Below are 12,925 nucleotides of genomic sequence, written 5' to 3'. Positions count from 1 at the left end.
CCACCTGAGCATCCAGCGGCCACCAATTCGCTCAGGTCGAGCACAAAGTGGCTCGGCCAGTAGGCGAGGATGGGCGCATGAGCGTTCTGCCGTCGGGTGAGCAATGGACCATTCGCGCCGGGGAGTACTCCGGGACCGTCGTGAGCGTGGGAGGTGGGTTGCGGGGGCTCTCGTACGCCGGACGCGAAGTCCTACTCGGCTACCCCGAGGACCAACCCGCCCGAGCAGGCATCGGCCAGCACCTGATCCCGTGGCCGAACCGGATCACCGACGGGAAGTACACGTTCCAGGGCGTCGACCAGCAGCTGTACCTGACCGAGCCGGCCCGGAGCAACGCGATCCACGGCCTGACCCGCTGGGCCAACTGGGAGCGGGTCGACGACGGCAGTGACGAGTCACTCGTCAAGGCCGGTTACCGGTTGCACGGGCAGCCGGGGTACCCGCACCAGCTCGACCTGACCCTCACCTACCAGCTCGACGCGACCAACGGTCTGACCGTCACGGCCCGCGCGGTCAACGTGGGCGCCGGCGACGCGCCGTACGGTTATGGCACCCATCCGTACCTCACCGTCGGGCGGCAGATCGACGAGTGCGAGCTCGAGTTCACGGCCGCGGACTGGCTAGAGGTCACCCCCGACCGGCTGAGCCCGATCGGACTCGCGCCGGTCGCCGGCTCGCAGTACGACTTCGGCCAGGCTCGCCGACTCCGGGACCTGGACATCGACAACGCCTTCACCAACCTGCCGACCCCTTGGGAAGTCCGGCTCACCGACCCCGCCACCGGCAACTCGGCCCGCCTGACCAGCGATACCAAGTGGATGCAGCTCTACACGGCCAACGCGATCGGCCGCGTCGGTCTGGCCGTAGAACCCATGACCTGCCCACCCGACGCCTTCATCACCGGTACCGACCTGGTCGTGCTCGAACCTGGTGACGAACACACCACCAGGTTCACCGTCAGCAGCTGAACGGGCCTACTTGGTTTCGTAGTACATCTCGTCCACGCTGTCCTCGGAGTGGCGGCAGTAGATTCTCGAGGCCGGGTTGTCGGGCACCGATCCGTTGCCCCAGACCCAGGGACCGTAGGACGTGTACCAGCCGCTGCCGACGACGCCGGAGGGGCCGCTTCGAAATGTCTAGAAATCAGGAGCCGGCTCCGTGCGAGCGGGCCACGGCCGCCAGCTCCTTGGCGGCCCGGCTTGCCCGGGCGCCTTCGGAGGCTTGGACCGCGAGGATGCCCAGGCGGTTGCCCTCGGTGTCGAAGAGCTGCAGCCAGGGGTCGCCCGAGCGGAACCGCAACGCCTTCACGTCCTGCCACGAGTACCGGTAGGTGCGGAAGACGTTGCGCACCCGCAGGCTGTCCTCGTACGCCGTGACGCGAACCGTCGCCATCCGGTACAGCAGGTAGAGCACCGTGCCGAAGAACGCGAGCAAGGTGAGCTGCTGGAAGAGGCTGAAGGTGTCGCGGGACTCGGGCGACAGCCGGAACCAGATCACCCCGAAGACGGCGACGATCGACAGTCCCATCACGCCGGCCATCACGGCGATGGCCCACGGATGGAACGTCCACAGCGCCTTGGCCGCCGGCGCCTTCGGGGTCATCGCGCTCAGATCCGGCAGGCGTGGATGTCGGTGGTCAGAATCGCGCGCGCCCCGACCTCCCAGAGCTGGTCCATGATCCGCTGTGCGTCGGCTCGGAGCACCATCACCCGGACGGCGACCCAGCCTTCCCGATGAAGCGGCGAGACCGTCGGCGACTCCAGGCCCGGCGCGACCGCGTTGGCGGCCTCGACGGCTTCGGCGCGGATGTCGTAGTCCATCATCACGTAGTTGCGCGCGACCAGGACGCCTTCCAGCCGGCGGACGAGCTGCTCCAGGCCGGCCGGCTGCTCGACACCGTGGCGGCGGATCAGCACGGCCTCGGACTTGAGGATGACGTCGCCGAACACCTCGAGGCCGGCCTGGCGGAGCGTCGTACCGGTCTCGACCACGTCGGCGATCACGTCGGCCACGCCGAGCTGTACGGCGGACTCGACCGCGCCGTCGAGCTTGATCACGGACGCCTCGACGCCGTTCTCGGCCAGGTGGTCGCCGAGGATGCCGGCGAAGCTGGTGGCGATCCGCTTGCCCTGCAGGTCCTTGACCGACTGCGCCACGCCCGGTCGGCCGGCGAACCGGAAGGTCGAGCCGCCGAAGCCGAGCTCGAGGATGGTGTCGGCGTCGGCGTGCGAGTCGAGCACCAGGTCGCGGCCGGAGATACCGACGTCGAGGGTGCCCTCACCGACGTACACGGCGATGTCGCGCGGGCGCAGGTAGTAGAACTCGACGCCGTTGTCCGGGTCGGTCAGCGAGAGGTCCTTGGTGGTCCGGCGCTGCCGGTAGCCCGCCTCGGACAGGATGGAGGTGGCGGCTTCGCTCAGCGAGCCTTTGTTGGGTACTGCGACGCGCAGCATGACTTGGGCCAATCTGTGGGAGGTGAACCGGCTCTGTGGGTGCTCCTACAGATGTCGGTACACGTCGTCGAGGCTCAGGCCGAGCGCATGCATCATCACCTGCGCGTGGTAGAGCAGCTGGCTCAGCTCCTCCGCGGCCCGCTCCTTGCCCTCGTGCTCGGCGGCCATCCAGGACTCGGCGGCCTCCTCGACCAGCTTCTTCCCGATCGCGTGCACGCCGGCATCCAGCGCCGCCACCGTCCCGGATCCCTCCGGCCGGCTCACCGCCTTCTCGCCCAACTCGGCGAACAACTCATCAAAGGTCTTCATCGCCCCTCCACCCTAAAGGTCGCCACCCGAGAGGTTGCGATCAGGTCTCGCTCCCCGGACTTCCCGGTACTACGGGACGCCGGTCTGCCCGACGATGGCGACATGAGAATCCGCGCCCTGGGCGTCACCCCCGGCTCCTTGCCGCCTGGCCAGCTGAACGCGATCACCGATGTACCCGGGGTGCTGGTCGGGCACACGACGCTGGCGACCGGGCCGGTGAATACCGGGGTCACGGCGATCGTGCCGCCTGGGTATGAGGGCGGGCAGGCTGGGTACGCCGGTGGGCTGCCGGCTGCGATTGCCGTCGGCAACGGGTATGGGAAGTTGGTGGGGTCGACCCAGGTGGACGAGCTCGGGGTTCTGGAGACGCCGGTACTTCTGACCGGGACCCTCTCGGTGTTCCGGGTCGCCGACGCGCTGGTCAGTTGGCTGCTGGAGCGGGATCCGTCGGCGATCAGCCTCAATCCGGTGGTCGGCGAGACCAACGACGGCTACCTCTCGGACATCCGCTCCCGCCCGATCACCCCCGAACACGTCTTCGCCGCCCTCGACTCAGCCACCGCGGACCTCCCCGCCGAGGGCAACGTCGGAGCAGGAACCGGCACAGTCGCCCTCGGCTTCAAAGCCGGCATCGGTACCTCGTCTCGCCAACTGACAGCTGGGGTTGTCGGGGTGTTGGTGCAGGCGAACTTCTCGGGGACTTTGACTGTTCTTGGGACTCCGGTGCTGCCGCCGGTGGAGTCGCCCGTGCCGGAGGGGAATTCTTGTGTGATCGTCGTCGCCACCGACCTGCCGCTCGACGCCCGGCAGTTGGGCCGGGTCGCCAGGCGGGCGGTGTTCGCGATGGGGCGGGTCGGGTCGGACTTCTCGCCGGGGAGTGGCGACTACGCGATCGCGTTCAGCACCAACCGGGCGACACCGCCGCAAGACCAAGCCTTGAAGGAGGTCTTCAATGCGACCACCGAAGCGACGGAGGAGGCGTTGCTCAACTCGTTGACGATGGCTGGCACCGTCACGGGCCACCACGGGCACACGCAGTACGCCGTACCGCATGAGCTGATCAGTAGAGCGCTGCGACCGACTCCGCCAGCCGTTTGAGTTCAGCGCGCAACTCGGCCGGCTCCAGCACCTCCAGAAGGTTGCCGTAGCGGATCAGGCCGGTTGCCGCGTTGCCGATGGACTCGATCGGGACCGAGACGGTGATGCTGCCGTCGGCGGCGGGCTCCACGCCAGTGTCGGCGATTGCCTTCAACAACAAGGTTGCGGACAGGTCGGCTAGGCCGGCGACCAAGCCGGCGGAGATCCGCACCAGCGCAGCGCCGGTGAAGCGTTCGGACTCGAAGCGGTCGAGGTGTTCCTGCCAGCGTTGAGCGAGGTCGAATCCATCGGGACGCGTGAAGACTTCGTCAGTGGGAGCGAGCTGCAGGATGTTGGAGACGCGGTACGTCCGCACCCCACCGGGCGCCGCGGCGACGACGTACCAGGTGCCGTTCTTCAACACGAGCCCGTACGGTTCGAGGGTGCGCTCGACCTCGCGCGGTGCCTCCCACCGGCGGTACAGCACCTTGATCCGCCGATCCTCCATCACCGCCGACGCGACCGCGGCCAAATACGGCGACTCCTCCGCGTCCCGGTACCAGGCGGGCATGTCGAGATGGAACCGATTCTTCAGCCGCCCAGCCCGATCCCGCTGATCCGGCGCCAACGCGGCAAGCAGCTTCAACTCGGCCGAACTCGTCTGCTCGGTCAATCCGAGCGCTGCCGCCGGTCCCGGCATCCCGACGAGAAACAGCGCCGCCGCCTCCCCCTCGTTGAGCCCGGTCAGCTTGGTCCGGTACCCGTCAACCAGCCGATACCCACCGGCGCGCCCCTGATCGGCATAGACCGGTACGCCGGCCGCCGCCAGCGCCTCCACATCGCGATAGATCGTCCGGAGCGACACCTCCAGCTCCGAAGCGAGCTCGCGCGCGGTCAACTGCCGCCGCGTCTGCAGCAGCAGAAGGATCTGGAGAAGCCGGCTCGAGCGCATCTCCACAGGTTAGCCGTAATCACTGACACTCACTGGCAGGTATAGGCGACAAGCTCTGGGCATGAGCACAAACGACTTCGACTTCCTCAACGGCCACTTCGACGTCGCCCACCGCGTCCTCACCCCGGCCGGCGACTGGACCGAGTTCGCCGGCACCCACAGCGGCCGCACCCATCACGGCGGCGCGGTCAGCGTCGACGAGGCACGGTTCCCGGCCAAAGCGGCGTACGGGATGTCACTTCGGCTGTACGACCCGGCCGAGCAGATCTGGACGGTCTACTGGGTCAGCAGCACGACCGGCAAGCTCCAGCCGCCGGTCCGCGGCGGCTGGTCGGACGGCGTCTGCACCCTGTACGGCGAGGACGACCTCGGCGACCGGATGATCCCCGTCCGGCTGCGCTGGTCCGACGTCACGGAGACGACCGCGCACTGGGAGCAGGCGTACTCCGAGGACGGCGGCCAGACCTGGCAGACCAACTGGACGATGGACCTGACCCGCCGGTCGACCGAGCCGCCGCCGTTGGACACTCCCAAGCTCACCGGCGACTTCGACTTCTTCGTCGGCTCCTGGAAGGTGCAGCATCGCCAGCTCCTGGCCCCGCTGACCGGCAGCGACGAGTGGCGCGAGTACGCAGGCACAGCCGAGACCTACACCCTCTTCAACGGCGCCGTGTGCATCGACGAGACCTTCTTCCCGACCGAGGACTTCGACGGGATGACGGTTCGCCTGTACGACGTGGAGGCCGGCGCATGGGCGATCTACTGGATCAGCAGCAAGCGCGGCGTCCTGGAGCCACCCGTGTACGGCGGCTTCGGGCCCGATGGCGTCGGCATCCTCGAAGGCCCGGACACGCACGACGGCCGGCCCGTCGATGTCCGATTCCGCTGGACGAAAGGCGACGTACCGGTCTGGGAACAGTCCTTCTCCGAAGACGGCGGCGCGACCTGGGAGAGCAACTGGTCGATGACCTTCACGCGGATGTTCCCCAAGGTGACGAGCGACTTCGACTTCCTCAACGGGTACTTCGATGTGCGCCACCGGACCCTGAACAAGGTGTTCGTCGGCAGCGACGACTGGCAGAGCTACGAAGGCACGTGCTCCGCGCGGACCCATTTCGACGGCGCGATCAGCATCGACGAAATGCAGTTCCCGGGCAAAGCGTCGTACGGGATGTCGGTGCGGCTGTTCGATCCGGTCGCCGAGGAGTGGACGATCTACTGGATCAACAGCACGACGATGGAGCTGTATCCGCCGGTGAAGGGCCGCTGGGCCGACGACGGCAAGTCCTGCTGGCTGACCGGGGAGGAGGAGCTCGACGGCAAGCCGATCCTGGTCAGCTACGCCTGGTCGGACATCACCGAGACGACCGCGCACTGGGAGCAGTCGTTCTCCGAGGACGGCGGGACGACCTGGGAGGTGAACTGGACGATGGACTTCACCCGGCGGCCGACCGAGCCGCCGCGGGTCGGCATCCCCAAGCCCACCAGCGATTTCGACTTCCTGGTCGGCGAATGGGACATGCACAACGAACGCCGCCGGCCGCCGCTCGGCGAGCCGTCAGAGTGGTACGAACTCGCCTCGAAGATGAAGGTCTACTCGTACTTCGACGGCGCGATCAGCTTCGACGAAGGCTGGTACCCGACCGAGGGCTTCCGCGGCGCGACCCTCAGGCTCTACAACCCCACCACCGAAACCTGGTCCATCCACTGGATCAACAGCCTCCGCGGCACCCTGGAAACCCCAGTGATCGGCGCGTTCGGCACCGACGGCCGCGGCATCTTCGAAGGCCCCGACGAATGGAACGGCCAACCCATCGACGTCCGCTTCATCTGGACCCCCGGCACCACCCAAGCCGCCTGGGAACAACTCTTCTCCACCGACCATGGCAAAACCTGGGTCAGCAACTGGAAAATGCGCCACACCCGCGCCGCCTGAGCACGGCGCGCCCCCGAGAGGTGGCGAGCCCACATCATGTGGGCTTGAACAAGCAGCGGTGGGCTTGGACAGGGTGTGCGCTGTTCAAGCCCACCGTTTGTTGTTCAAGCCCACATGATGTGGGCTCGCCACTCGGCGGTTAGAGGGTGCGGGTGGCGAGGAGGGTGGAGAGGGCTGCTTGGGCCGACTCGTAGCCCTTGTCTTCGCGGCTGTCGGGGAGGCCGGCCCGGTCGAGGGCCTGTGGGTCGTTGTCGCAGGTCAGGAGGCCGAAGCCGACTGGTACGCCGGTCTCGACGGCGACCCGCATCAGCCCTTCGGTCGCCGCCTGGCAGACGTATTCGAAGTGCGGGGTGTCACCACGAATCACCACGCCCAGCGCGACGACCGCGTCGTACCCAGCCTTGGCCGCATGCAACGCCGCGACCGGGAGCTCGAACGACCCGGGCACCCGGATCACCTTGAAATCGGTCACTCCTGAGTCGGCGAGTGCTCGTTCAGCGCCCGCCACCAGGGAGTCGGTCACCTTCGGGTGCCACTGCGCCGCGACGACCGCGACGCGTACGCCCTCGGCCTGCGGGATCTCGATGGTGGGTGCTCCACTTCCCGACATCAGATGGTTCCGTTCTCTTCGGTGCCGGTGGGCAGGTGGTGCCCCATCCGGTCGCGCTTGGTCGACAGGTACCGCAGGTTGTGCTCGGTCGGATCGATCGTGATGCCGCGGCGCTCGACGACGTCGATGCCGTAACCCTGCACGCCCGACAGCTTGGCCGGGTTGTTCGTCAGCAGCTTCACCGAGGTGATCCCCAGGTCGGCCAGGATCTGCGCGCCGGTCCCGTAGTCGCGGGCGTCGGCCGGCAGTCCGAGATCGAGGTTGGCGTCGACCGTGTCCCGGCCGGCGTCCTGCAACTCGTACGCCTGCAGCTTGTGCAGCAGGCCGATGCCGCGCCCTTCATGCCCACGCAGGTACACGACGACGCCGCCCTCGGCCGCGACCTGGCGCATCGCCTCGTCGAGCTGCGGACCGCAGTCGCACCGCTGCGAGCCGAACACGTCACCCGTCAGGCACTCCGAGTGCAGCCGCACCAGCGTCGGCCCGTCGCCGATCTCGCCACGGACCAGCGCCAGTTGCTCGGTACCGTCGATCGTGTTCCGGTAGCCGTGGGCAACGAAATCGCCGTACTGCGTCGGCAGCGTGGTGGTCGCCACCCGCTGGATCTGGGTCTCGGTCCGCTGCCTGTACCGGATCAGGTCCTCGATCGAGACGAGCACCAGCCCGTGCTCGTCGGCGAAGGTCCGCAGGTCTGTCCCGCGCTTCATCGTGCCGTCGTCGTTGACCAGCTCGGAGATCACCGCGGCCGGTCGCAGCCCCGCGAGCCGGGCCAGATCCAGCGACGCCTCGGTGTGCCCGGGCCGTACGAGGACGCCGCCCTCGCGGCCGCGCAGGGGGAAGACGTGGCCCGGCTGTACCAGGTCGTACGGCTCCGAAGCCGAGTCGGCGAGCACCCGGATCGTCCGGGCCCGGTCGGCCGCCGAGATGCCGGTGGCGATGTTGTCGCGGGCATCCACCGAGATCGTGTACGCCGTCCGCAACCGCTCACGGTTGTGCGGCGTCATCAACGGGATGCCGAGCCGGTCGAGCTCGGCCGGCTCCATCGGGACGCAGACCACGCCGGAGCTGTACCGGATCAGGAACGCCAGCAGCTCCGGCGTCGCCTTGGAGGCCGCGAAGATCAGGTCGCCCTCGTTCTCGCGGTCCTCGTCGTCGACCACGATCACCGGCCGTCCGGCCCGGATCTCGTCGATCGCATGCTCGATCGTGTCGAGCTTCAGTACCTCGCCCATCGGTCAGCCCACCGTCACTGGCTCAGGAGTGGCCGTAGCCGACTCGCGATTCTGGATCCGCCACCATGAGACGAATCCGAGGACACAGAAGAGCCCGTAGACGACGTACATCGTCGCGGACGGGTAGAACTTCGCCTGCACGAGCAGCGGTACGCCGACCACGTCGACGGCGATCCAGATCAGCCAGAACTCGACGTATCCGCGGGCCATCCCGTACGTCGCCAGGATCGACCCGGTCAGGATCCATGCGTCCCACTGCGGACCCCACGAGCCCAGCGCCTTCAGCACCGGGTAGGCGATCGCGTAGAGCACGACGCCCACGCCCAGCAGCTCGATCCGCTGGCGGGTGGTCGCCCACTTCGGTTGCACGCCCGTCGCCGCGCCACCGTGGCGGGTCTGGTACCACCGGTACCAGCCGTAGAGGCTCACCAGCGCGAAGAACACCTGGCGGCCGGCCTGGCCCCAGAGGTCCTTGTCCTGCGGGGTGTCGAACAGCCCGCCGACGAAGACCGTGAACAGCAAGACGTTGCCGATGATGCCCACCGGCCACGCCGAGACGAGCCGGCGCATCCCGAACAGCGCGCTGGCCAGGCCGAAGACGTTGCCGACGATCTCGCGGACCAGCACCGGCGAGCCGCCGATCGTGACCTGCGAGTGCAGTAACCAGTCGAAGAAGTTCATTCCTTGCCTCCAGCAACTAGCAAGCGCTCTACGTATTTGGCGATCACGTCGACCTCGAGGTTGACGGTGTCGCCGATCTTGTTCGTCCCGAGCACGGTCAGCTCGAGCGTGGTCGGGATCAGGCTGATCCCGAAGGTGCCGGTGCTGTCGTCCACGTCGGTGACGGTGAGGGAGACGCCGTCGACGGCGATCGAGCCCTTCTCGGCGACGTACTTGAGGATCTCGGCGGGAGCCGCGATCCGGACGACCTCCCAGTGCTCCGCCGGCTCGCGGCCGGCGATCGTGCCGGTGCCGTCGACGTGCCCCTGGACGATGTGTCCGCCGAGCCGGGCGTGGGCCGTGACCGCGCGCTCCAGGTTGACCCGGGAACCCTTCTCGACGCCCCCGAGGCTGGTGCGCTGCAGGGTCTCGCGCATCACGTCCGCGGTGAACGTGCCGTCGCCGTGCTCGATCACCGTGAGGCAACAGCCGTTCACCGAGATCGAGTCGCCGTGGCCGGCGTCCTCGGTCACCTTCGGCCCACGGATGGTCAGCCGGGCGGCGTCGCCGTCCAGCAGGTCGAGCGCTTCGACCGTACCGAGCTCTTCGATGATTCCGGTGAACATGGGTTATTTCCCTCCCAGGGGAGTCAGGGTGAGGCGGACGTCGTCGCCGAGGCGGGTGACGTCCGCAAGGTTGAAGCGTTTGAGCTGGTCGATCGATTCCGCGCCCAGGTCGCCGATGGCGGAGAAGCCGGAGCCGAGCAGCGCGGGAGCGACGTACGCGACGATCTGGTCGACCCAGCCGGCGCGCAGGAACGCGGCGGCCAAGGTCGGACCGCCTTCGAGCCACAGGTGCCGGATCTGGTGGTCGTCCAGCTGGCGGAGTACCTCGGCGGGGTCGTGGGTGGGGAGAATGAGCGTCTCGGCGCGGTCGTTGCGGACCTTCGCCGTGAGCGGGATCTCGCGGTCGCCGACGACGACACGTAGCGGCTGCCGGGCGGCCGGGCGGTCCTGCTCGTCGCGGACGGTCAGCTCGGGGTCGTCGGTGAGTACGGTCTGGGTGCCGACCGCTATCGCGTCACACTCGGCGCGCTTCTTGTGCACGTCGGCGCGAGCAAGCGGGCCGGTGATCCACTTGCTGGAGCGGTCCTTGGCGGCTGACCGCCCGTCGAGCGTGGTGGCGAACTTCCAGGTGACGAACGGGCGGCCCTGGCGGACGCTGTGCAGCCAGACGTGGTTGACGGCCTCGGCCTCGTCTTGCAGCACGCCTTGTTCGACGCGGATGTTCTTGGCCTGGAGCTTCTCGGCGCCGCCGGCGGCGTGCTTGTTCGGGTCCGGTACGGCGTACACGACTCTGGCGATGCCGGCCGCGATGAGTGCATCGGAGCACGGCCCGGTGCGGCCGGTGTGGTTGCACGGCTCGAGCGTCACGTACGCCGTACCGCCGCGAGCGCGATCACCGGCCATCCGGAGCGCCTCGACCTCCGCATGCGGACCGCCCGGGTAGGCGTGGTAGCCCTCGCCGACCGGGTGACCGTCACGGCCGGTGATGACACAACCGACGACCGGGTTCGGATGGGTGCTGCCGACGCCGCGCGCGGCGAGCTCGACGGCACGGCGCATCCAGGCGATGTCGATCGGCGAAGCGTTCTTCACTGACGGGTCCCTCGTTGTCACGGACGCACACCGGGGCCATGACAACCGGCGCACGCGCGGACCCGACGCCTGGAAAACGGCTCGCCTGAGCCACGTCCGGACGCCGGAGCGCACCCGCCGACCGCGTGCGCCTCCCATCCGGACTTTCACCGTCGGTCCTGGAATTCCACCAGGTCAACCGGCCGAGATACTGCTTCGACCGGGTCGCGGACTGTCACCGCCGGCTCGGAATTACACCGACCCCGGAGCACGCGAGTGGGTTCACTCGTACTACGAGTGTGCCACGCCCCCGAAACCTCGCCAGGATCTGGGTCACATCCTGATACCGGACATGGCTTGTAGTGGTTACCGGTTAAACCGGTAACATCGGGGGCATGACGATCAAGGTGGCTGTGCTGGGTGCGGGTGGCGTCGGTGGGTATTTCGGGGGGCGGTTGGCGCAGGCCGGCCATGACGTGCGGTTTGTCGCGCGGGGTGAGCACCTTGCGGCGATGCGCGGGAGCGGGCTCACGGTCGAGAGCGTGGCGGGTGACTTTGCGCTGGAGACCGTGGTGGCGACGGATGATCCGGCAGAGGTCGGGGTCGTTGACTACGTGTTGCTGGGGGTGAAGACGTGGCAGCTCGAGGCGGCTATCGCGTCGTTGGGGTCGCTGGTCGGGCCGAACACCGCGGTGGTGACTACGCAGAACGGAGTCGAGGCGCCGCAGCAGGTGGCGGACGTGGTCGGGCGGGAGGCCGTGCTTCCGGGGGCGGTCGAGGTGGTCGCGTTTCTGGATGGGCCGGGGCGGGTGCGGCACATCGGTGGGCTGGGAAAGCTCACGTTCAGCGAGTGGGACAACCAGAAGAGCGAGCGGGTCGAGCGGTTGCGGAAGGCACTGGAGGAGTCGGGGCTGACTGCAGTCGTCCCGGATGATGTCTGGGTCGCGCTCTGGAGCAAGTTTCTGGCGCTCGGGTCGTTCGGGGCGGTCGCGACACTCGCGGATTCGCCGTACGGCGTATTGCGCAGTCGCCCGGGCATGCGGCACCTGATCGTCGACAGCATGAACGAGATCAAGCAGGTCGCGAAGGCAACCGGCGTCGAACTGCCGGGTGACGCCGTCGACAAGACGCTCGCGTTCCTCGACAGCCTGCCCGAGGCGGGCACCACCTCGCTGCAGCGCGACATCAACTCCGGCAAGCCCTCGGAGCTGGAGGCGTGGACCGGCGCCGTCGTCAGGCTCGGGCGCGCGACGGGCACGCCGACCCCGATCAACGACATCCTGTACGAGCTGACCAGCGCGCGGACCCTGGCGACCTGATGCCTGTCGACCTACTCGCCTTCCCGCTCGTCGGCGGACGGCTAGCCCTCAACTTCGTCGGCACGCTCGGCAAGCGGACCACGGAAAGATTCGAGCGGATGCGTACGCCGGAGGACCTGGCCCACTGGGTGGAGCTCGCCGGCCTGGGGTCCGTCTCCACCACGGCGGAAGATCTCATGAACGCCCGCGCAGTACGAGAAGCCCTGTACTCGCTGACCCTCGCAGCCCTCAACCGAGGCCCCCTGCGCCAAGCAGACATCAACCTGGTCAACGGGTGGGCAGCCCGCGCGACGCCGGCCCCGGCGCTCGCGACTGGCGTGGGCCAGGCGGACGGCGTGCGGGCCAACGCGTTGCAGCGGCAGGATCCTGAGCCGTCGGCTTCAGGCGTACTGGCTGTTGTTGCTCGTGATGGGATCGAGCTGTTGTCGGGTCCGGAGGTCGAGGCGATTCGGGAGTGTGAAGACCCAGCCTGCACACTGCTGTTCGTGGACAGCAGCCGCGGTCGTCGCCGTCGGTGGTGCTCGATGAATTCCTGCGGCGCCCGGGCCAAGATGCGCACTCTCCGCGACCGATAGTTGCCCACTGCAAGGAAGCTCGGTCCGCACATATACCATGACTGGACTAGACATTCCGGACCCGTCTCATCCGGTGTCAGGGTGGAATTCGGTGGTCGCCGGCGGCGTTAGCGTCGTTCGGTGGGCCAACCCCACCGTTCCCGTATCGCCTGGTTCTAAGGAGAC

The 12,925-nt window shown here is 68.1% G+C and carries 14 protein-coding genes and 1 riboswitch; of the genes, 5 read left to right on the top strand and 9 right to left on the bottom strand.

Annotated features, from left to right (window positions below; genetic code table 11):
* Nucleotides 1–77: 77 nt before the first annotated feature.
* The gene (locus ABD768_RS20660) at nucleotides 78–968 is read left to right on the top strand and encodes an aldose 1-epimerase family protein (protein ID WP_344842914.1); all 891 of its coding nucleotides are present in this window, start codon (nucleotides 78–80) and stop codon (nucleotides 966–968) included.
* Between the two features lie 175 nt (nucleotides 969–1,143).
* On the opposite strand, the gene ABD768_RS20655 is transcribed toward ABD768_RS20660, so the two are convergent.
* Genes ABD768_RS20655 through ABD768_RS20645 form a run of 3 tightly spaced genes read right to left on the bottom strand, consistent with a single transcriptional unit; the run spans nucleotide 1,144 to nucleotide 2,762 of the window.
* Nucleotides 1,144–1,602: a PH domain-containing protein gene (locus ABD768_RS20655; RefSeq protein ID WP_343964785.1), complete on the bottom strand. Its 459-nt coding sequence runs from the start codon at nucleotides 1,600–1,602 to the stop codon at nucleotides 1,144–1,146.
* A gap of 5 nt (nucleotides 1,603–1,607) precedes the next feature.
* Nucleotides 1,608–2,453: an ATP phosphoribosyltransferase gene (gene hisG, locus ABD768_RS20650; protein WP_344842912.1), complete on the bottom strand. Its 846-nt coding sequence runs from the start codon at nucleotides 2,451–2,453 to the stop codon at nucleotides 1,608–1,610.
* Nucleotides 2,454–2,498: 45 nt separating this feature from the next.
* A complete protein-coding gene (locus ABD768_RS20645) occupies nucleotides 2,499–2,762 on the bottom strand; it encodes a phosphoribosyl-ATP diphosphatase (RefSeq protein ID WP_343964781.1) in 264 nt (87 codons plus the stop codon).
* Between the two features lie 102 nt (nucleotides 2,763–2,864).
* Between ABD768_RS20645 and ABD768_RS20640 the strand changes: the two genes are divergently transcribed.
* Nucleotides 2,865–3,860 (top strand): P1 family peptidase, encoded by a 996-nt coding sequence (locus ABD768_RS20640; RefSeq protein WP_344842910.1) that lies wholly within the window; start codon nucleotides 2,865–2,867, stop codon nucleotides 3,858–3,860.
* On the opposite strand, the gene ABD768_RS20635 is transcribed toward ABD768_RS20640, so the two are convergent.
* Entirely contained in the window at nucleotides 3,823–4,791 is a 969-nt protein-coding gene (locus ABD768_RS20635) for a helix-turn-helix transcriptional regulator (RefSeq protein ID WP_344842907.1), read from the bottom strand. The genes ABD768_RS20640 and ABD768_RS20635 overlap by 38 nt on opposite strands.
* 61 nt (nucleotides 4,792–4,852) lie before the next feature.
* On the opposite strand from ABD768_RS20635, the gene ABD768_RS20630 reads away from it, so the two are divergent.
* Complete coding sequence (locus tag ABD768_RS20630) at nucleotides 4,853–6,727, top strand: hypothetical protein (protein ID WP_344842905.1); 1,875 nt, start codon at nucleotides 4,853–4,855, stop codon at nucleotides 6,725–6,727.
* A gap of 139 nt (nucleotides 6,728–6,866) precedes the next feature.
* Here the strand turns inward: ABD768_RS20630 and ribH are convergent, their stop codons facing one another.
* Genes ribH through ribD form a run of 5 tightly spaced genes read right to left on the bottom strand, consistent with a single transcriptional unit; the run spans nucleotide 6,867 to nucleotide 10,887 of the window.
* A complete protein-coding gene (ribH, locus tag ABD768_RS20625; RefSeq protein ID WP_343964773.1) occupies nucleotides 6,867–7,337 on the bottom strand; it encodes a 6,7-dimethyl-8-ribityllumazine synthase in 471 nt (156 codons plus the stop codon).
* Complete coding sequence (locus tag ABD768_RS20620; protein ID WP_343964771.1) at nucleotides 7,337–8,569, bottom strand: bifunctional 3,4-dihydroxy-2-butanone-4-phosphate synthase/GTP cyclohydrolase II; 1,233 nt, start codon at nucleotides 8,567–8,569, stop codon at nucleotides 7,337–7,339. The genes ribH and ABD768_RS20620 overlap by 1 nt, the downstream gene beginning before the upstream one ends.
* 3 nt (nucleotides 8,570–8,572) lie before the next feature.
* Complete coding sequence (pnuC, locus tag ABD768_RS20615) at nucleotides 8,573–9,250, bottom strand: nicotinamide riboside transporter PnuC (RefSeq protein WP_343964769.1); 678 nt, start codon at nucleotides 9,248–9,250, stop codon at nucleotides 8,573–8,575.
* Nucleotides 9,247–9,855 (bottom strand): riboflavin synthase, encoded by a 609-nt coding sequence (locus ABD768_RS20610; protein WP_343964768.1) that lies wholly within the window; start codon nucleotides 9,853–9,855, stop codon nucleotides 9,247–9,249. Before ABD768_RS20610 ends, pnuC begins: the two co-directional genes overlap by 4 nt.
* Before the next feature lie 3 nt (nucleotides 9,856–9,858).
* Nucleotides 9,859–10,887 carry a bifunctional diaminohydroxyphosphoribosylaminopyrimidine deaminase/5-amino-6-(5-phosphoribosylamino)uracil reductase RibD gene (gene ribD / locus ABD768_RS20605; protein ID WP_344842901.1) on the bottom strand — a complete coding sequence of 343 codons (1,029 nt, stop codon included), beginning with the start codon at nucleotides 10,885–10,887 and terminating at the stop codon, nucleotides 9,859–9,861.
* A gap of 122 nt (nucleotides 10,888–11,009) precedes the next feature.
* Nucleotides 11,010–11,141: riboswitch (FMN riboswitch) on the bottom strand.
* 120 nt (nucleotides 11,142–11,261) lie between these two features.
* On the opposite strand from ribD, the gene ABD768_RS20600 reads away from it, so the two are divergent.
* Together ABD768_RS20600 and ABD768_RS20595 are read left to right on the top strand one after the other, a co-directional pair.
* Nucleotides 11,262–12,185, top strand: a complete 924-nt coding sequence (locus ABD768_RS20600; RefSeq protein ID WP_344842898.1) for a 2-dehydropantoate 2-reductase — start codon at nucleotides 11,262–11,264, stop codon at nucleotides 12,183–12,185.
* A complete protein-coding gene (locus ABD768_RS20595) occupies nucleotides 12,185–12,760 on the top strand; it encodes a CGNR zinc finger domain-containing protein (RefSeq protein WP_344842896.1) in 576 nt (191 codons plus the stop codon). Before ABD768_RS20600 ends, ABD768_RS20595 begins: the two co-directional genes overlap by 1 nt.
* The last annotated feature ends 165 nt before the right edge of the window (nucleotides 12,761–12,925 follow it).

The organism is Kribbella ginsengisoli (assembly GCF_039537185.1).
GTDB classification, from domain to species: Bacteria; Actinomycetota; Actinomycetes; order Propionibacteriales; family Kribbellaceae; genus Kribbella; species Kribbella koreensis.
This window is presented reverse-complemented; position numbering and strand designations above follow the sequence as displayed.

Excerpts from the sequence above, each read along its gene's own strand:
- ABD768_RS20655 (WP_343964785.1), bottom strand. The coding sequence starts at position 1,602 with ATGACCCCGAAGGCGCCGGCGGCCAAGGCGCTGTGGACGTTCCATCCG.
- ABD768_RS20610 (WP_343964768.1), bottom strand. The coding sequence starts at position 9,855 with ATGTTCACCGGAATCATCGAAGAGCTCGGTACGGTCGAAGCGCTCGAC.
- pnuC (WP_343964769.1), bottom strand. The coding sequence starts at position 9,250 with ATGAACTTCTTCGACTGGTTACTGCACTCGCAGGTCACGATCGGCGGC.
- ABD768_RS20620 (WP_343964771.1), bottom strand. The coding sequence starts at position 8,569 with ATGGGCGAGGTACTGAAGCTCGACACGATCGAGCATGCGATCGACGAG.
- ribH (WP_343964773.1), bottom strand. The coding sequence starts at position 7,337 with ATGTCGGGAAGTGGAGCACCCACCATCGAGATCCCGCAGGCCGAGGGC.
- hisG (WP_344842912.1), bottom strand. The coding sequence starts at position 2,453 with ATGCTGCGCGTCGCAGTACCCAACAAAGGCTCGCTGAGCGAAGCCGCC.
- ABD768_RS20595 (WP_344842896.1), top strand. The coding sequence starts at position 12,185 with ATGCCTGTCGACCTACTCGCCTTCCCGCTCGTCGGCGGACGGCTAGCC.
- ABD768_RS20640 (WP_344842910.1), top strand. The coding sequence starts at position 2,865 with ATGAGAATCCGCGCCCTGGGCGTCACCCCCGGCTCCTTGCCGCCTGGC.
- ABD768_RS20600 (WP_344842898.1), top strand. The coding sequence starts at position 11,262 with ATGACGATCAAGGTGGCTGTGCTGGGTGCGGGTGGCGTCGGTGGGTAT.
- ABD768_RS20660 (WP_344842914.1), top strand. The coding sequence starts at position 78 with ATGAGCGTTCTGCCGTCGGGTGAGCAATGGACCATTCGCGCCGGGGAG.
- ABD768_RS20630 (WP_344842905.1), top strand. The coding sequence starts at position 4,853 with ATGAGCACAAACGACTTCGACTTCCTCAACGGCCACTTCGACGTCGCC.
- ABD768_RS20645 (WP_343964781.1), bottom strand. The coding sequence starts at position 2,762 with ATGAAGACCTTTGATGAGTTGTTCGCCGAGTTGGGCGAGAAGGCGGTG.
- ABD768_RS20635 (WP_344842907.1), bottom strand. The coding sequence starts at position 4,791 with ATGCGCTCGAGCCGGCTTCTCCAGATCCTTCTGCTGCTGCAGACGCGG.